The organism is Micromonospora sp. C97 (genome assembly GCF_018070385.1).
GTDB classification, from domain to species: domain Bacteria; phylum Actinomycetota; class Actinomycetes; order Mycobacteriales; family Micromonosporaceae; genus Micromonospora; species Micromonospora parva.
Map to the genome: position 1 here is coordinate 110744 of NZ_JAGPXU010000003.1, position 17949 is coordinate 128692.

Sequence of the window (17949 nt, forward strand, 5' to 3'; positions counted from 1 at the left end):
CCCGGCCCGCCAGGTCGATGTGCTGTTGAGCGGTATGCCTCAGAGTCATATTGATGTCTCTGAGGCATACCGCTCACTGCCACATCCGACCCGACGGAGGTGACCGGCGGTGACCGCCGACCGGCCCAGCCAGGTTCAGCCCTTTACCGGGAGTTCCGGGCCGCCGTCGAGCAGTGGAGCGAGCAGGTCGTCGTACTCCTCGACCCGGTCCAGGACCTCGGCGGCGGTGAACTGGCGGACGGCCGGCTTCCGGCCGCGCGCGCCGGCCTCCACCTCGTCCCAGGTCAGCGGCGTCGACACCGACGGCACCGACTGGGCCCGCAGCGAGTACGGCGCCACAGTGGTCTTCGCCGCGTTGTTCTGGCTCCAGTCGATGAAGACCTTGCCCGGCCGGAGGTTCTTCGCCATCTTCGACACGATCAGCTTCGGGTGGGCCTTCTCCAACTCCTGGGCGATCCGGCGGGCGTAGTCGGAGACGAGGTCCGACGACTGCGTGCCGGCGATCGGGCAGCAGAGCTGCATGCCCTTCTTGCCGGAGGTCTTCGGGTACGACTCGATGCCGTCGTCGGCGAGCCGGTCGCGCATCAGGACCGCCACCGGGCAACACTCGGCGAGCCCGGCCGGCGGCCCCGGGTCCAGGTCGACGACCATCATGTCCGGGTGCTCGCCGACCTTCCACTGCGGCGTGTGCAGCTCCAACGCGGCCAGGTTCGCCAGCCAGACCAGGGTGGGCAGGTCGTCGGCGACCACGTAGTCGATGGTTTCCCGGCCCTTCGTCGACCCGGGGGCGGGCAGGTTTTCCACCCGCACCCAGTCCGGGGTCGCGGCCGGTGTGTTCTTCTCGAAGAACGACTTGTCGTCCACGCCGTTGGGGAAGCGGATCCGGGTGACCGGTCGGTCCCGCAGATGCGGCAGGAGCACCGGGGAGATCCGGGTGTAGTAGTCGATCACCTCACCCTTGGTGAACCCGGCCGCCGGGTAGAGCACCTTGTCCAGATTGGACAGCTCCAGCGAGCGGCCCTCGACGTCCACCCGTAACCGCTCAGCCGGCATCGTCGACCTCCTCCGGAGGTTTGTCCGGGCGCAACCGCAGCACCCGGGGGAAGCGCAGCCGGCCGTCGGGGGTGCGCTGGCCGTACTTCACCTCCACCACCACCCGGGGTTCTACCCAGATGGCGCCCCGGGCATCCTCGCGCGGCACACCCGCGGCGAACGGTGACACGCCGGAGCGCAGCGGCTCCAGCTCGGCGAGGAGCTGCCGCTCGATGGCGGCACCGATCCCACCACCGACACGGCCCCGGTAGATCAGCCGGCCGTCCGGGCCGGGCACCCCCACCAGCAGCCCACCGATCCGACGGGCGCCCGGTCGCCAACCGCCGATGACGAAGTCGCCGGTCACCTCCAGCTTGACCTTCACCCAGTCCGGCGAGCGCACCCCCGGGCGGTAGACGGCACCGACGCGCTTGGCCATCACCCCCTCCAGGCCGTGCTCACCGGCCGCCTCGTAGGTGGCCGGCCCGTCGGCGAACATCGGCGGCACCGCCCACCGGGGGCCGCCGAGGGCGAGCCCGTCCAGCGCCTCCCGGCGGCGCTCGTACGGCCAACCGGTCAGGTCGTCGCCGTTCAGCCGCAGCAGGTCGAAGATCATGTAGGTCACCGGCATGATCGCCGCCAACCGGGCCGCCTTGTTCCGGTCCCGGACGTGCATCCGCTCGGCCAGCGCGGTGAAAGACGGCTGCCCACCCTGCCCGAGCAGCACCACCTCGCCGTCGAGCAGGGCGTCGTCGACCTGCTCGGGCAGGGTGGCCAGCTCCGGGTACGCGGCGGTGATCTCCACGCCGGAGCGGGCATACAGGTGCTGGTCGCCGCCGGAGATGTCGGCGAGCGCGCGGACGCCGTCCCACTTGAACTCGTACGCCCAGCCGTCACCCGCCGGGAGCGGCCCGGTCATCGCGAGCATCGGCTTGAGCGGCGCGCCGGGCACGACCCGACTGTAGTAGCAGGCCGAACACCTCGCGTCCGGTTCTTTCGGATGCGAGCATGGTCGATACCGGGGAAGGGAGCGCAGGATGCGTGCCATCTGGAAGGGAGCCGTGTCGTTCGGGCTCGTCTCGATCGGGGTGAAGCTCTACTCCGCCACCGAGGAGAAGGACATTCGGTTCCACCAGGTGCACCGCGAGGACGGCGGTCGCATCCGCTACAAGCGCACCTGCTCGGTCTGCGGCGAGGAGGTCACCTACGACGACATCGCCAAGGGCTACGACATCGGCGGCGGCGAGATGGTGATCCTCACCGACGAGGACTTCGCCGACCTGCCGCTGACCAGCTCCCGCGCCATCGACGTGCTGGAGTTCGTCCCGGCCGAACAGGTCGACCCGATCCTCTACAACAAGGCGTACTTCCTGGAGCCGGAGGGCGCGGCCACCAAGCCGTACGTGCTGCTGCGCGACGCGCTGATCGACTCGGAGCGGGTGGCCATCGTCAAGGTGGCGCTGCGCCAGCGGGAACAGCTGGCCACGCTGCGGGTCCGCGAGGGTGTGCTGCTGCTCAACACCATGCTCTGGCCCGACGAGATCCGTACCCCGGACTTCGGTTTCCTCGACGAGGACCTGAAGGTGCGCCCGCCGGAGCTGGCCATGGCCAGCTCCCTGATCGACTCGATGACCGGCGAGTTCGAGCCGGACGTCTTCACCGACGACTACCGGGCCGCGTTGCAGGAGGTCATCGACGCCAAGGTGGAGGGTCGCGAGGTCGTTCAGCCGGAGGAGGTCGAGGAGGCCCCGGCCGCGGCGGTGGACCTGATGGCCGCGTTGAAGGCGTCGGTGGAGCGCGCCAAGGCGGCTCGCGGCGAGCAGCCCGCCCGCGCGGGTGGCGGTGCTGGCGAGCCGACGCCCATCTCGTCGGCCCGGTCCGCGCAGAAGGCAGCGGAGAAGAAGGCGGCCAAGGCGCCCGCGAAGAAGACGGCGGCGAAGAAGACGGCCGAGAAGAAGGCGGCCGAGCCGGCGAAGAAGACCGCCGCGAAGAAGACCGCCGCGAAGAAGGCGGAGCCGGCGAAGAAGACCGCCGCGCGCAAGACCGCACCCCGCAAGAGCGCCTGACCGTACGGCCCCGACGGCGGTGTCCGTCGGGCCGGGTACGCTCCGCCGGCCGCTGGCGACCGGAGGAGCCCCCATGCCGTACACCCCTGATCTGGACCGGTTGTTGACGCCCGGCGCCCGCTTCACCGACGAGCACGGCGGATACCTGATCGAGGTTCAGCCGGTGGGCGACATCGTGTTGCCGACCGGCCGCGTGGTCGGGTGTGACCCGCTGGTCTGCCCGGAGGCGGAGCCGTTCACGGTGACCGTGCCCCCGGGGCGGTATCCCGCCCGCGCCTGGGTGGCGGTGGTGCTCCGGGAGGACGCCGAGGTGGACCGACGGGTTGCCGCGCTGGAGCTGGTCGTCTCCGCCGAGCCGACGGTCCGCTGGGAGCCGGCCGTCGCGGGTGACCAGGACGTCGCCACGCTCGGTGCCGACGACTACTTCGGGTACGGGGTGGACGCCGGCGTCGGCACCTTCGCCGACCCGAGCGCGCTCGCCGTCCTGGAGGGTTGGGACTCCGATCGGGTCGAGGAGGTCTTCATCCCCGCCGAGCTGCCCTCGTCCCCGGTCCCGGGGCTGATCAGTGCCGTGGTGGACGAGGTCAGCGGTGCGAACGTGGTCACCGTGGCGAGCGGTTGGGGTGACGGCTGCTACGGCACCTGGATCGGTCGGGCCGCCGATGGCCGGGTCACCTCGTTCGTGACCGACTTCATGGTCGTCCCGGAATAGTCGCCCGAGAACGCCCCGGAACTGTCGCGCTGGGCGATCCGGGGCGTCCGCGGCGGGCACGGTAGGCCGCGGTGCGGGTACCGTGTGCGTCGGCTTTCCCCCCGGCACCGGGTGTGCCGGCCACACTTCGCAGCAGGGAGTCGACGACGTGAGCGAGCGGACGCAGCAGAACCGGTCGGCGGGCCAGGACCAGAGCCCGGCCACCAAGTCGGGGCGCCGCCTGGCCGCCCAGTTGGCGGCAAAGAAGGCCGCCGACGCGAGGCGGAAGCGCAACGCGTGGGCCAGCGGCCTCGCCGCCGTCGCCGTGGTCGGGGTGCTGATCGGCGTCTTCGTGACGATCGGCGGTGGCGACGACAAGCCCAAGAACTCGGCCGACTCCACCCCGTCCGCCTCCGCCCCGGCCGCCGACGAGGCCGGCGCGCCTCCCGCGCCGCAGCTGCCCGAGGGCGCCGATCCCGCGCTGGGCAGCAAGCCGACGGTGACGCCGGGCACCGGTGAGCTCAAGAAGCTCGTCGTCACGCCGCTGATCAAGGGCACCGGGCCGGCCGTGCAGAAGGGCCAGAACATCACCACCAACTACGTGGGGGTGTTCTACAAGGACGGCAAGGAGTTCGACTCCTCCTGGAAGGCCGGCCAGCCGGCCACCTTCCCGATCGGCGTCGGCCAGGTGATCCCGGGCTGGGACCAGGGCCTGGTCGGGGTGACGGTGGGCAGCCGGGTGCAGCTCGACATTCCGGGCGAGCTGGCGTACGGCAACGACGAGGCCGCCGCCGGTGGACGTCCGACCGGTCCGCTGCGCTTCGTGGTGGACGTGCTCGCCGCCCAGTGACCTGCCCGGATCGTCCCGGTTGTCGCCGGGACGCGATGGGGTTGTTCACATGGGGCTTCCGGCCCGTCACCCAGCGGCAGTAGGTTCGGCGTCACCCCGGGCGGTTCGCCGCCCGGGGTGCCCCAGCTGGAACCGGACGCGGAGGTGCATGTGACGGCGCTGGACGAGCCTGGGCGGACCGCCCGGTCGATGTGGGCGTACTTCGAGCCGGTGCACGCTGTCACCTACCTCCACCCCCGGGCCCGTGCCGCGTACGAGGCGGTGGGGCTGCGCGGTTACTGGCGCGGTTACTTCGCCGGCCGGGCCGCGCCACTGGGCGCCACCGAGGCGGCCCCGGTGACTGCCGCCTTCTTCACCTTCGCACCGCCGATGGTGGCCCGCGCGCTGCCCGCGGTGTGGCGGTTGGCCACCCCGCAGGAGGCGTTGCGGGCCCGCCTGACCGGCGCGGTGCAGGCGCTCGCCGAGCTGACCTACGAGCTGCCGGAGTCGCATCTGGTGGAGGCGGCCGACCTGTTGGAGCGGGCGGCGTCGGCGGCGCAGACCGCCGGCCGGGTGCTCGGCGCGGCCAACGCGGCGCTCCCGGCCGGCGAGTACCCGCTGGCCCGGCTGTGGCAGGCCGCCACGACCCTGCGCGAGCACCGTGGTGACGGGCACGTGGCGGCGCTGGTCGCCGCCGGGCTGGACCCGGTGGAGACCCTGACCGCGCGGGTGGCGCTGGACGGCTCGCCGCCGCAGTACCTGCTGGGCCGGGGCTGGTCCGAGGAGCAGTGGCAGGCCGCCCGTGAGCGGCTCACCGAGCAGGGCTGGCTGACCGGTGACGGCGCTGCCACCGACGATGCCCGGGCCGGGCTCCAGGCCGTCGAGGACGCCACCGACCGGGCCGCCGCGCATCCGTGGCGGGCGTTCGCCCCGGACGACACGAACCGGCTCCGGGAGTTGCTGGAGCCGATCGCCCGCTCCTGCCACACCCTGGTCCCGGAGGGCAGCCCGGTCGGGCTGCCGGCGCTGCCCGGCTGACGGGCACCCGCCGGTCGGGCAGGATGGGCCCGTGACGGATGCGGTGGTCTTCGACCTGGACGGCGTGATCGTGGATTCCGAGCCGGTGTGGGAGGAGGTCCGCCGGGCGTACGTGGCGGCGCACGGCGGAACGTGGCAGCCGGACACCCAACGCCGACTGATGGGGATGAGCACCGGCGAGTGGGCCCACTACCTCAGCGGGGAGCTGGGCGTCGGGCGTACCGCCGAGCAGGTCGCCGTCGAGGTGGTCGAGGAGATGACCCGCCGCTACCGCGAGCACGTGCCCCTCATCGACGGTGCCGACCAGGTCGTCCGCCGGCTGGCCGCGCGGTGGCCGCTCGGGCTGGCGAGTTCGTCGCCGACCCGGTTGATCGAGGCGGCGCTGGCGGCGACCGGCCTGACCGACGCGTTCGGCGCGACCCTCTCCACCGAGCAGACCGAGCGGGGCAAGCCCGCGCCGGACGTGTACCTGAGCGTGGCGCAGCGCCTGGGCGTCGACCCGACCCGCTGCGTGGCGGTGGAGGACTCGTCCAACGGGGTGCGTTCGGCAGCGGCGGCGGGGATGCGCGTGGTGGCGGTGCCGCACGGCTCGTACCCGCTCGATCCGGACGCCGCGGGGCTGGCGGTGGTGACGCTCGACGCGATCGGTGCGCTGACCCCGGAGCTGGTGGACGAGCTGGGTTGACCGGGGCCGAGCGGGGTAGAGACCACGGATGAAGGCCATCGTGTACGAGCGCACCGGCGACCCGTCGGTGCTTTCTCTGGTCGACCGGCCGGTGCCGGAACCGGGTGCGGGCGAGGTCCTGGTGCGGGTGGCGGTCTCCGGGGTGAACCCGACCGACTGGAAGTCCCGCCGCAGTTCACCGCCGGACGGGTGGCAGATTCCCGGGCAGGACGGCGCCGGGGTGGTCGAGGCGGTCGGCGCGGGGGTCGATCCCGACCTGATCGGTGAGCGGGTGTGGATCTGGGAAGCGGCCTGGCAGCGACAGTGGGGTACGGCGGCGGAGTACACGCTGGTGCCGGTCCGGCAGGCGGTACGCCTCGGCGACGCCCCGTTCGAGCTGGGCGCCGCCCTGGGCATTCCGTTCCTCACCGCGCACCGCTGTCTGACCGCTGGTGAGTTCATGCCGGACACGTTGCGGGCCGGCGCGTTGGCGGATCACACGGTGCTGGTGCAGGGCGGCGCGGGAGCGGTCGGCAACGCCGCGATCCAGCTCGCCCGGTGGTCCGACGCCACGGTGATCGCCACTGTGAGCAGCGCGGAGAAGGCGCAGCTCGCCGCGTCGGCCGGTGCCTCCTTTGTGATCAATTATCGGGAGCAGGACGTGGTCGAGGAGGTCCACAAGATCGCCCCCGACGGGGTCCACACGATCGTGGAGGTCTCTCCCGCCCGTAACGCCCCGATCGACGCCCAGGTGCTGCGCCACGGCGGCGCGGTCTGCATGTACGCCGACGACGGTGGGGGCGAGGTCAGCATCCCGATCCGGGCGATGATGGCGCCGAACGCCCGTTGGCAGTTCGTGCTTGTCTACACGGAGCCGAAGGCGGCCAAGGCGCTGGGCGTGAAGGACGTGGCGGCGGCGGCCAGCCAGGGCGGCATCCGGGTGGGTGCGGACGCCGGGCTGCCGTTGCACTACTACCCCCTGGCCGAGGCGGCAGCGGCGCACCAGGCGGTGGAGGATTCGACGGTGGGCAAGGTGCTCATCACCACCAGCGACGCCTGATCGGGTCGCCGATCGCCCGATTTCCCCGTCAGCAGGACAGAAGCGAATAACTTTCGCAACAATGATGGTGCGGGTCACCCCGCGTGGAGCGGGCGGCCCCGGCGCGGTGCGAACGCCGGGGCCGCCCCTGGGGAGGGTTGTTGCAGGAGTACTCCCGCCCCAACAGGCGACAGTGCCTGGCAAAACGTTACGGGGCTGTCAGCTCCCGGACAGTCAGCTCACCCCCGGCGTACCGCGAACGGACGACCTTCTTGTCGAACTTGCCCACGCTCGTCTTCGGCACGGTGTCGATGAACGCCCAGCGCTCGGGCAACTGCCAGCGCGCCACCGACGTGGCCAGGAAGTCCCGCAGCTCCTCCGCGGTCACCGACGCGCCCTCCCGGACCACCACGGTGGCCAGTGGCCGCTCGTCCCACCGCTCGTCCGGGACACCCACCACGCACGCCTCCAACACCGCCGGGTGGGCCATCAGCGCGTTCTCCAGCTCCACCGACGAAATCCACTCACCACCGGACTTGATCACGTCCTTGGCGCGGTCGGTCAGCGTGATGTACCCGTCCGGCGAGAGGGTGCCGACGTCGCCGGTTCGCAGCCAGCCGTCGCGGAACTTCTCCTCCTCCGGGGCGTCGTCACCGACGTACCGGGCGGTCACCCACGGCCCACGGACCTCCAACTCGCCCACCGCCGTGCCGTCGGCGGGCATCGGCTCGCCCGACGGGCCGACGATCCGCGCCTGCACGCCCGCCGGCACCCGCCCCTGCGTGTAGCGGTAACGCCACGCCTGCTCATCTGTCACACCGGCGGGTGGACGTGAGACCGACCCCAGCGGAGACATCTCGGTCATCCCCCAGGCGTGGATGACCTCGATCCCGTGCCGCTCGCCGAACGCGTGCATCAACGCCGGCGGGCACGCCGACCCGCCGACGATCACCTCACCGAGCGACGAGGTGTCCACGTCGTGGGTGTCCAGGTAGGCCAGCAGGTCGGTCCAGATGGTCGGCACCGCGCCGGCCAGGGTGGGCCGCTCGGCGGCGATCATCTCGGCGATCGGCGCGGCCTGGAGGAACCGGTCCGGCATGATCAGCGACGCGCCGGAGAGGAAGGCCGCGTACGGCAGGCCCCAGGACATGGCGTGGAACATCGGCACGATGGCCAACTCGCGGTCGGTCGGCCCGAGACCGAAACCCTCCGGCATGCAGACCTGCAACGAGTGCAGGTAGATCGACCGGTGCGAGTAGGCCACACCCTTCGGGTTCCCGGTGGTGCCCGAGGTGTAGCAGAGCGCGGCGGCATCGCGCTCGTCGACCTCGGGCCAGTCGTACACCTCGGGCCGGTCGGCGAGCAGCGCGTCCCAGTGGTGCACGGTGATCCGGTCACCGGCAGCCGCCACCAGCGGCGCCGGGTCACCGCCGCCGACCACCACGACGTGCCGCACCGTGGTCAGCTCGCCGATCACCCGGGCCAGCAGCGGGAGCAGCGTGCTGTCGACGAGCACCACCCGGTCCTCGGCGTGGTTGGCGATGTAGACGACCTGGTCGGGGAAGAGCCGGATGTTGAGCGTGTGCAGCACCGCGCCCATGCTCGGCACCGCGAAGTAGGCGACCAGGTGCTCGTTGTTGTTCCACATGAAGGTGGCGACCCGCTCGTCCCCGGTCACCCCGCACTCGTCGCGCAGCGCGTGCGCCAACCGGGCGGCGGTGCGCCCCACCTCGGCGTACGTCATCCGGCGGGGCTCGGCGCCGGTCCAGGTCACCACCTCGGCCGTGCCGTGCACTCCTGCGCCGTGCTCGAGGATCCGGGAGACCTGCAGAGGGGCGTCCATCATCGTGCTACGCATGGGTAACAAGCTAGTGTCGCGGGTCACACGTTGGGAACCCCCGTAAGTTGTCGCAGGTGAGCATCTCCTGGGCCGACTCATACGTGGGGCAGTTGCGCGCGCTCGCCGGGGACCGGACGCTGATGTTCGTCGGCGCCCGTGCCGTGGTGAACGACGACGCCGGACGCATTCTGCTGATCAAACGCTCGGACAACGGCCAGTGGGCCATGCCGGCCGGCGCGATGGAGCTGGGCGAGTCGATAGCCGACTGCGCGGTCCGCGAGGTCCGTGAGGAGACCGGACTGCGGGCCCTGCGGGTCTGCGCGTTCGCCCTCTACACCGGCCCCGACCGGACGAGCACCAACATGTACGGCCACACGTACCAGGTGTTCACGACGGCGTTCAAGGTGGAGGAGTGGGACGGGCAACTGGCCCGGGTCACCGACGAGACCACCGACGCGGGCTTCTTCGCCCGGGACCGGTTCCCCGCCCCGCTCTCCACATCGGTCATCGAGACCCTGGCCGACCTGGACGTCTTCGAGCAGACGAACCGACTGATCCTCAAGTAGGTCGGCCCCGGAGTCTGCCGACTCCGGGGCCGTGCCTCACTGGGGCAGCCGAACCCCGGCGAAGTACCCCTCCTGGATCCAGTTCGGGTACGCGACCGGCAGCTTGGTGGCCTCGTCCAGCTCGGTGAGGTCCTGCTCGGTCAGGGTGAGGTCCGAGGCGGCGATGTTGTCCACCAACTGATCGTGCTTGCGGGCTCCGACGATCACGCTCGTCACCGCGGGCCGGGACAGCAGCCAGGCGACCGCCACCCGGGCCGGGCTGACCTCGTGCCGCTCGGCGACGCCCTTGAGCACGTCGACCACCCCGAAGGCGTGCTCCGGGTCGAACGGCGTGAAGCTGGCGTAACCGGGCTGGGCGCTGCGCGCGCCGCTGTCGGCGACGGCCCCGTCCCGGCTGACCTTGCCGGAGAGGAAACCACCGGCGAGCGGGCTCCAGACGGTCAGCCCGACTCCCTCGTTGAGCGCCATCGGCACCACGTCGCGCTCCACGTCCCGGCCCAGCAGCGAGTAGTACTCCTGCACCGAGACGAACCCGGCCAGCTTCTCCCGGGCGGAGATGCCCAGCGCCTTGGAGATCTGCCAGGCGGCGAAGTTGGCGGCCCCGATGTAGCGGACCTTGCCCTGCCGGACCGCGTCGTCGAGCGCGCGCAGCATCTCCTCCATCGGAGTGATGTGGTCGAAGTTGTGGATCTGGTACAGGTCGATGTGATCGGTGCCCAGCCGGCGCAGGCTGTCCTCCAGGTTCTGCATGATGTGCAGCCGGGAGGTGCCGACGTCGTTCGGGCCGGGCCCGGTGCGGGAGTGCACCTTCGTCGCCAGCACGACGTCGCGACGCCGCTTGCCGAGCGCCTTGCCGAGCAGTTCCTCGCTCTCGCCGTCGCTGTAGCCGTCGGCGGTGTCGACGAAGTTGACGCCGGCGTCCAGCGCGGTGTCCACCAGCCGCTGCACCTCGGGCAGCGCCAGCCCACCGAGGGTGCCCCAGAGCGGGTGCCCGCTGCCGCCGAAGGTCATCGCGCCGAGCGAGATCTCCGAGACGTACACCCCGGTGGTGCCCAGCAGTCGGTACTTCACGTGTGTTGCTCCTCGTGGTGGGTGGGAGGCCGAGGTCAGGCCCTCCCTGGTCACTATGTCGGACACTGTGTCCGGCAACGAGCGTACGTCGCCGATCCGGCCCCCGGCCACCTAGGATTCCGGCTATGCCCTCGATCACCCGCCGCCGCCCGCGCAACCCCGACGGACGAGCCGCCGTCGAGGCACGGGTGCTGGCGGCCACCGAGCGCCTGCTGCGGGAGGGCATCCGCTTCACCGACCTCGGGGTACAGCGGATCGCCGCCGAGGCGGGGGTGGCGCGGTCGACCTTCTACACCCACTTCCGCGACAAGACCGAACTGCTCATGCGTCTCGCCGGCACCATGCGGGAAACCTCCTTCGGCCGCACCGGCGAGTGGAGTCCGGCCGGGCCGGGCGATCCGCTCGCGGCGCTGACCGAGGTCTTCGCCGACGTGATCCGGATCTACCGGACGTACGCCCCGGTCCTGGCAGCGGTCAGCGAGGTGGCCGCGTACGACGAGGTGGTCCGCGAGTACTGGGCGGCGGGGCTGGAGCGGTTCGTGGCCCGTACCGTGCAGGCGCTCCGCGTCGAGCAGGAGGCCGGACGTACCCCCGCCGACCTGGACGTGACGGCGGCCAGCCGGCTGATCGTGGTCGGCGGCGACCGCTTCCTTGCCGATCACGTCAGCGCCACTCCGGCCGACCCCGAGACCGACGCGGCGGCCGCCCGGGAGTTGGCGGCGACCTGGTGGTACGGCGTCTACCGCCGCCCCGCCTGACCAACCGGCCGCGCTCAGATCATCGTCTGGGACTTGGCCTCCATGTCGGCGGCCGCCTCCTCCTTTGACTCGCGGGTCAGCGGCTTGCCACCCGGGGCCGGGGCCTCGCCGCCGAGCGGGTCGGCACCACCGGTGGCGCCCTTCGGACCGGCACCCCGCAGCTGGGTGTTGGGCAGCGTCAGGGTGACCACCACCGCCACGATCGCGATCAGGCCGGCGGTCAGGAAGACCATGTCCAGCGCGTCGACGAAGGCGCCCTGGATGGCCGCGCGGACCGGCCCCGGCAGGGCCAGGATGGTGGCCGGATCGTTGATCGAGATGTTGGTCCCACCACTCGCCGCCACGGCGGCCTGCTCCTGCGGCGGGAGCTGCGCGATCGCGCCGGGCAACCGGTCGGCGAGCCCGCCGGTCAGCCGGGACGAGAGCACCGTGCCGAGGATCGCCACCCCGAACGAACCGCCCAGCGACCGGAAGAACGTCGCCGAGGAGGTGCCGGCCCCCAGGTCGCGTACGGAGACCGCGTTCTGCACCGCCAGGATCAGCGACTGCATGCACAGACCCAACCCGATGCCGATCACCACCATGTACCCGAACGCGACCCAGAGCGAGGTGTTCACCGCCAGCTGGGTGAAGAGGAACATGCCGGCCAGCAGGGTCACCGAACCGGCCACCGGGAACCACTTGTACCGGCCGATCCGGGTCATCGCGCGACCGGTCAGGATCGAGGTGATGATGATCCCGGCCATCATCGGCAGCATCAGCAGACCGCTCTGGGTCGGCGAAGCCCCCTTGACGATCTGCAGGTACAGCGGGATGAAGATGATCGAGCCGAACATCACCAGACCGATGATGAGCAGGGCTGAGTTGGCCAGCGCGAAGGTGGCACTGCGGAACAGCCGCAGCGGCAGGATCGGCTCGGCCACCCGGGCCTCCTGGAGGACGAAGAGCACCCCCAGCACCGCACCGACAACGAAGAGACTGATGATCACGCCAGAGCCCCAGGGGTACTCGTTGCCACCCCAGCTCAGCGCCAGCAGCAGGGAACTCACCCCGGCCACCAGCAGACCGGCGCCGAGCCAGTCGATCGAGTGGTCCCGACGTTCGAACGGGATCAACCGCATCACGTGGTAGCAGACGACGATGGCCAGGATCGCCAACGGCACGTTGATGTAGAAGATCCATCGCCAGTCGGTCTCCGCGAAGTAACCACCCACCAGCGGCCCGGCGACCGACGAGATCCCGAAGACCGCGCCGAACAGACCCTGGTAGCGGCCACGCTCACGGGGTGACACCACATCCGAGATGATGGTGAAGGCCAGCGTCAGCAGACCACCCGCGCCGAGACCCTGGATCCCTCGGGTGACGATCAGCTGGGTCATGTTCTGCGACAGCCCGGCCAGCAACGACCCGACCAGGAACGTGCCGATCGAGAAGAGGAAGACCGGTCGACGCCCGTACAGGTCGGCCATCTTGCCGTACAGGGGCGTCGACGCGGTCGAGGCGAGCAGGTACGCGGTGACCACCCAGGAGTAGTGGTTGATCCCGCCCAACTCGCCCACGATGGTCGGCAGTGCCGTGCCGACGATGGTCTGGTCGAGTGCGGCCAGCAGCATGCCGGTCATCAGGCCGAGCATGAGCAGCCGGATCTGCTGACGGTTCAGCACCGGCGCGTCGGAGGCTTCCGTGGTCATGTGCCCTTCTATCCCGTCACCCGCAGAACATGCGCCGAACCCCCACCCCAGCAGGGTTGATCATGAAGTTATTGCCATGACACCCGCGCAAGGCGGCAACAACTTCATGATCAACCGGGGAGGTCGGGGTCAGGGGGTGGTGAAGGATTTGGTGATCTCCGCGCAGAAGGCGGGGAGGTCGTCGGGTTTGCGGCTGCTGGTGAGGTTGCCGTCGGTGACGCACTCCTCGTCCACCCAGGTGGCTCCGGCGTTGGTCAGGTCGGTACGCAGGGTGGGCCAGGACGTGATCCGCCGACCCCGCACCACGTCCGCCTCGATCAGCGTCCACGGGCCGTGACAGATCACCCCGACCGGCTTGCCCGCGTCGAAGAACGCCTTCACGAACCGCACCGCGTCCGGGTCGCCGCGCAGGAAGTCCGGGTTCGCCACCCCGCCGGGCAGCACCAGCGCGTCGTACCCGGCGGCGTCGGCCTTGTCGACTGTCACGTCCACGTCGTAGGTCTTGGACTGGTCCAGGTGGTTGAAGGACTGGATGGAACCGGGCTTGAGCGAGACCAGCTCCGCCGTCGCGCCGGCGTTCTCCACCGCCTCGCGTGGCTGGACGTACTCGACCTCCTCGACGCCGTCGGCGGCCAGGAAGGCGATCCGCTTGCCCTGCAATGTCGCTGCCATCTCGTACATCTCCTCTCTGGGGGTACCCCAGTTCCCTTCCCGCCGCCGAACACCCGAAACAGGCCGGACAGGTACGGACCGGTGCGGACCGGCCAGGCGCCACCGAAGGTGGCATGACCAGCGGCGGGACCGGCCGTCAGCCAGGTTTGTCGGCCAGGCCGCTGGGGACCCGGACGGGCATGGCAGGAGCAGCAGCGGAACAGCGCCGGCTCGCCACCGTCGTGGAGAGCTGGCTCGAACGCCCAGTCCTGATCGTCGGTGACGCCATGTTGGACGAATGGCGGTTCGCCGACTCCGACCGGCTCTGCCGGGAGGCGCCCGCCCCCGTCCTCACCCTGCGGCGGCGGATCTCCGCCGCCGGTGGGGCCGCGAACACCGCCGTCAACGTCGCCGCCCTCGGTGGCCGGGCGGTGCTGGTGGCACCGGTCGGTGCCGACGTCGCCGGGGACGAACTGCACGACTGCCTGGACCGGGCCGGCGTCTGGGACCGCACTGTCAACCAGCCCGGGCGGCCCACCCCGGTGAAGCGGCGGATGCTGGCCGGCAACCAGATCCTCCTGCGCGAGGACTCCGGCGACCCGGAGGACGCCCTGGACCACGACGGGGTGGCCCGACTGCTCACCGCCCTGAGTTGTGCCACCGAGGAGTTGCGCGCCGCCGCCGGTGGGGAAGCCCCGACCCTGGTGGTCTGCGACTACGGCCTGGGCGCGCTGCCCGCGCCGGTCCGCGCGTGGCTGGTCGACAACCGCGAGCGGTACGCCACCGTCGCGCTGGACGCCCACGACCTGGCCGACTGGCGGGGCCTCGCGCCGACAGTGGTCACTCCCAGCTTCGCCGAGGCGACCCGGCTGTTGGCCCGTGCGGGCGGCACCACCCGACCGACCGGCGGCACCGAACTGCACCTGGAGCACCCGGACAACGGCCTGGCCGACGGGCCGTCCGAGATGACAGCGGGTGCCGCCCCGGGCGCGGTACGGGCCGACGACGGCACCGGCAGCACTGCCCCGGGGCCGATCGGTGAACCCACCCCGGGCGAGGGACGGGTGGCCCTCACCGGCGACGGGCTCAGCGTCACCGGCACCGGCGTCACAGTGAACACCCGGGCCGGTGAGGGCGTCGACCGGGCCGTCCTGGCCGAATCGCGGCTGGCCGAACTGCGGGCGCACACCGGCGCCGACGTGGTCGCGGTGACCCTGGACACCGAGGGCGCGGTGGTCGGCGGTGCCGACGGGGAGCCACGACGCAGCCACAGCACCCCGGTGCCGGCCAGCCACGCCGTGGGTGCCGGCGACGCGTACCTGGCGGCGATGACGTTGGCCCTGGCCGCCGACGCGCCGCTGCCCACCGCCGCCCAACTCGCCCAGCTGGCGGCCACCATCACCGTCTCGGACACGGGCACCTGCGTGTGCCGACGCGACGACCTGCTCGCCGCGCTCGACCAGCCGACCGACACCACGGGCCACCCCGCGCTGGTCGGTGGGGACGAGTTGGACACGATCGTCGCCGAACACCGCGAGGCGGGACGGTCGATCGTCTTCACCAACGGCTGCTTCGACGTGCTGCACCGCGGGCACGTGCGCTACCTGGAGCAGGCCCGCGCGTTGGGTGACCTGCTCATCGTGGCGGTCAACTCCGACGGCAGCGTACGACGGCTGAAGGGCCCGGACCGGCCGGTCAACCCGGTCGAGGACCGGGGTGCCCTGCTCGCCGCGCTCGCCTGCGTGGACCACGTGGTGGTCTTCGAGGAGGACTCACCAGCCGCGCTGATCGAGGCGGTCCGACCGGACGTGTACGTCAAGGGCGGCGACTATCCGCCGGAGCTGGTGCCGGAGGCACCGTTGGTGCGCCGGCTGGGCGGCCAGGTGCGCACCCTCGGGTACGTGCCGGACCGGTCCACCTCCGCGATCATCGAGCGGATCCGGTCGCACAGCCAGGACCTGTCGCCGCACGTCGACGACCGGGAGCCGGACCCGTCGCTGCGCACCCACACCCAGGCGTCGTGAACCGCCCTCTCGACCTCGGCACCCCGGCGGCGTTCCGGGCGGACCGGCTGCTCGACGTGCTGATTCCGACCCGGAACCGGCCCACCGAGCTGGCCGTCACGCTGAGCGGGCTCGTCGCCCAGGACGGGCTGCCCGGCTTCGGCGTGGTCGTCAGCGATCAGTCCGACGGGGACCCGGCGTACGCGCACCCCGCCGCGGCCACCATGGTCCGGGCGCTGCGCCACCGGGGTCACCCGGTGCTGCTGACCCGCCGGCTGCCACGGCGGGGGTTGGCCGAACACCGGGCGTACCTGCTCGCCGCCTCGGCCGCCCGGTACGTCCTCAACCTCGACGACGACATCTGGCTGGCACCGGGTGCGCTGCACCGACTGGTCACCGCGATCGGCGAGCTGGGCTGCGGGTTCGTCGGCAACGGTGTGCACGGGCTGTCGTACACCGATGACGTGCGGCCGGAGACGCACGGCCTCTACGAGGAGTGGGCCGGCCCGCCCACACCGGAGCGGATCCGACCCGACACCCCGCAGTGGAACCGGGCCCGGATCCACTCCGCCGCGAACCTGCTGCACATCACCGAGCAGTTGGCGCTGCCGCCGGGGGCGTGGCGGGCCTACAAGGTCTCCTGGATCGGCGGGTGCGTGCTCTACGACCGGGCCAAGCTCGTCGACGCCGGCGGCTTCGACTTCTGGCGTCGGGTGCAGGAGAAGCACCAGGGCGAGGACGTGGCCGCGCAGCTCGCCGTGATGTCCCGCTACGGCGGCGCGGGCATCCTGCCCAGCGGCGCGTACCACCTGGAGTCCCCCACCACCGTCACCGACCGGGACGTGGAGGCGTGGGAGGTCGTCCTCGCCGACGAGGACACCCCGCAGTTGGCGTGACCTACCGGCCGAGCACCTCCCGGGCGGCCTCCAGCACCTCGATCACCGGGACGTCGGTCACGAACGAGTCCCGGTGCGGGCACTCACCGTCGCCCGGCCGGTGCGGGTAGATGCCCGGTGTGCAGTCGATCCCGCAGACCGGGCAGTGCACAGTCCACGAGCTGATCGGCCGGTGCCGGCCCCGCAGCGGGCTCGCCCCGTTGATCAGGTTGCCGACCCAGAAGATCCCCACCGTGGGAGCGCCCACCGCGGCGGCCAGGTGCAGCGGGCCGGTGTCGTTCGAGACGACCACCGCGCAGTCGGCGTAGCAACCCACCAGCCCACCGAGGCTGAGCGTGCCCACCTGCGGGCGCACCGGCACCTGCGCCGCGGCGACGACCCGGTCCACCACCTCCTGCTCGGACGGGGTGCCGGTGACCAGCACCTCGTAGCCGTCCGCGTGCAGCGCACGGGCCACCTCGGCGAAGCGCTCGGCGGGCCAGCGGCGGCGGGTGTCGGTGGCACCCGGATGCAGCGCCACCCGCTGACGATCGACCGGGCCCAGCACCCGGGCGGCCTCGGCCCGGTCGGCGTCGGTCACCGCGAGCCTCGGCGTGACAGTCGTGGCTGGCGCTCCCGCCAGCGCCACCACCTCCAGGTAGCGGATCACCTCGTGCTGGTAGTAGACGTAGCGGAGCCACCGGTCCAGCGGCGGCGCGTCCTCGGTGCGCAGGCCGACGGTCAACCGGGCACCGAGCCGACTGATCAGCGGGTTGGAGTTGGCGCCCCCGCCGTGGATCTGCACCGCCAGGTCGAACTCCGCACCGGCGGCAGCGGCCAGGAAGTCGTCCATCGACGACTCCGGCTCGCCCGGCTCCGCCGTACGGATGCCGGGCGCCGCCGGCACCACCAGCACCCGGTCCACCGGGCCGGGCCGGTCGCGCCAGAGCTTCGCGTGCCACGGCGCGCCGAGCAACACGATCTCCGCCGAGGGGTACGCGGCGCGCAACGCGTCCAGCGCCGGCAGGGCGAAGATGAAGTCGCCGAGCGCGTTGGCGCGCAGCACGGCGATCCGCCGCACGTCGGGAAGGCGCTCGGCGGTCGGGCCGAGCACGGGAGGGCTGACCACGCGGCC

The 17949-nt window shown here is 71.8% G+C and carries 17 protein-coding genes; 10 read left to right on the forward strand and 7 right to left on the reverse strand.

What is annotated here, in order from left to right; translation table 11 throughout:
- Positions 1-135 precede the first annotated feature (135 nt).
- Positions 136-1053, reverse strand: a complete 918-nt coding sequence (gene ligD, locus KBX26_RS06860) for a non-homologous end-joining DNA ligase (RefSeq protein WP_030334300.1) — start codon at positions 1051-1053, stop codon at positions 136-138.
- Positions 1043-1984 (reverse strand): non-homologous end-joining DNA ligase, encoded by a 942-nt coding sequence (gene ligD / locus KBX26_RS06865; RefSeq protein WP_210864977.1) that lies wholly within the window; start codon positions 1982-1984, stop codon positions 1043-1045. Before ligD (KBX26_RS06865) ends, ligD (KBX26_RS06860) begins: the two co-directional genes overlap by 11 nt.
- A gap of 85 nt (positions 1985-2069) precedes the next feature.
- Between ligD (KBX26_RS06865) and KBX26_RS06870 the strand changes: the two genes are divergently transcribed.
- The 6 genes from KBX26_RS06870 (at position 2070) to KBX26_RS06895 (ending at position 7380) form a co-directional block, all read left to right on the forward strand.
- Positions 2070-3098 carry a Ku protein gene (locus tag KBX26_RS06870; RefSeq protein WP_030334296.1) on the forward strand — a complete coding sequence of 343 codons (1029 nt, stop codon included), beginning with the start codon at positions 2070-2072 and terminating at the stop codon, positions 3096-3098.
- Positions 3099-3171: 73 nt separating this feature from the next.
- Positions 3172-3810: a DUF4241 domain-containing protein gene (locus KBX26_RS06875; RefSeq protein ID WP_030334294.1), complete on the forward strand. Its 639-nt coding sequence runs from the start codon at positions 3172-3174 to the stop codon at positions 3808-3810.
- A 148-nt stretch (positions 3811-3958) separates the two neighbouring features.
- Positions 3959-4639: an FKBP-type peptidyl-prolyl cis-trans isomerase gene (locus tag KBX26_RS06880; protein WP_030334292.1), complete on the forward strand. Its 681-nt coding sequence runs from the start codon at positions 3959-3961 to the stop codon at positions 4637-4639.
- A gap of 189 nt (positions 4640-4828) precedes the next feature.
- Positions 4829-5656: a hypothetical protein gene (locus KBX26_RS06885; protein ID WP_030334291.1), complete on the forward strand. Its 828-nt coding sequence runs from the start codon at positions 4829-4831 to the stop codon at positions 5654-5656.
- Between the two features lie 31 nt (positions 5657-5687).
- Positions 5688-6341, forward strand: a complete 654-nt coding sequence (locus tag KBX26_RS06890) for an HAD family phosphatase (RefSeq protein WP_030334289.1) — start codon at positions 5688-5690, stop codon at positions 6339-6341.
- Between the two features lie 28 nt (positions 6342-6369).
- The gene (locus KBX26_RS06895; protein WP_030334287.1) at positions 6370-7380 is read left to right on the forward strand and encodes an NADPH:quinone reductase; all 1011 of its coding nucleotides are present in this window, start codon (positions 6370-6372) and stop codon (positions 7378-7380) included.
- 187 nt (positions 7381-7567) lie between these two features.
- On the opposite strand, the gene KBX26_RS06900 is transcribed toward KBX26_RS06895, so the two are convergent.
- Positions 7568-9202, reverse strand: coding sequence for a fatty acid--CoA ligase (locus tag KBX26_RS06900; protein ID WP_210865055.1), 1635 nt, complete (start codon positions 9200-9202; stop codon positions 7568-7570).
- Positions 9203-9273: 71 nt separating this feature from the next.
- Here KBX26_RS06900 and KBX26_RS06905 point away from each other — a divergent pair, with 71 nt between their 5' ends.
- The gene (locus KBX26_RS06905) at positions 9274-9765 is read left to right on the forward strand and encodes an NUDIX domain-containing protein (RefSeq protein ID WP_030334282.1); all 492 of its coding nucleotides are present in this window, start codon (positions 9274-9276) and stop codon (positions 9763-9765) included.
- 36 nt (positions 9766-9801) lie between these two features.
- On the opposite strand, the gene KBX26_RS06910 is transcribed toward KBX26_RS06905, so the two are convergent.
- Complete coding sequence (locus KBX26_RS06910; protein WP_210860563.1) at positions 9802-10836, reverse strand: aldo/keto reductase; 1035 nt, start codon at positions 10834-10836, stop codon at positions 9802-9804.
- Between the two features lie 125 nt (positions 10837-10961).
- On the opposite strand from KBX26_RS06910, the gene KBX26_RS06915 reads away from it, so the two are divergent.
- The gene (locus tag KBX26_RS06915; RefSeq protein WP_210860564.1) at positions 10962-11594 is read left to right on the forward strand and encodes a TetR/AcrR family transcriptional regulator; all 633 of its coding nucleotides are present in this window, start codon (positions 10962-10964) and stop codon (positions 11592-11594) included.
- A 14-nt stretch (positions 11595-11608) separates the two neighbouring features.
- On the opposite strand, the gene KBX26_RS06920 is transcribed toward KBX26_RS06915, so the two are convergent.
- Positions 11609-13285, reverse strand: coding sequence for an MDR family MFS transporter (locus tag KBX26_RS06920; protein WP_030334276.1), 1677 nt, complete (start codon positions 13283-13285; stop codon positions 11609-11611).
- A gap of 129 nt (positions 13286-13414) precedes the next feature.
- The gene (locus tag KBX26_RS06925; RefSeq protein WP_210860566.1) at positions 13415-13957 is read right to left on the reverse strand and encodes a type 1 glutamine amidotransferase domain-containing protein; all 543 of its coding nucleotides are present in this window, start codon (positions 13955-13957) and stop codon (positions 13415-13417) included.
- Between the two features lie 179 nt (positions 13958-14136).
- Here KBX26_RS06925 and rfaE2 point away from each other — a divergent pair, with 179 nt between their 5' ends.
- Both rfaE2 and KBX26_RS06935 read left to right on the forward strand, forming a co-directional pair.
- A complete protein-coding gene (gene rfaE2, locus KBX26_RS06930) occupies positions 14137-15960 on the forward strand; it encodes a D-glycero-beta-D-manno-heptose 1-phosphate adenylyltransferase (protein ID WP_247680297.1) in 1824 nt (607 codons plus the stop codon).
- The gene (locus KBX26_RS06935) at positions 15957-16835 is read left to right on the forward strand and encodes a glycosyltransferase family A protein (protein WP_210857918.1); all 879 of its coding nucleotides are present in this window, start codon (positions 15957-15959) and stop codon (positions 16833-16835) included. The genes rfaE2 and KBX26_RS06935 overlap by 4 nt, the downstream gene beginning before the upstream one ends.
- Before the next feature lies 1 nt (position 16836).
- On the opposite strand, the gene KBX26_RS06940 is transcribed toward KBX26_RS06935, so the two are convergent.
- Complete coding sequence (locus tag KBX26_RS06940; RefSeq protein WP_210864978.1) at positions 16837-17943, reverse strand: glycosyltransferase family 9 protein; 1107 nt, start codon at positions 17941-17943, stop codon at positions 16837-16839.
- Positions 17944-17949: the final 6 nt, after the last annotated feature.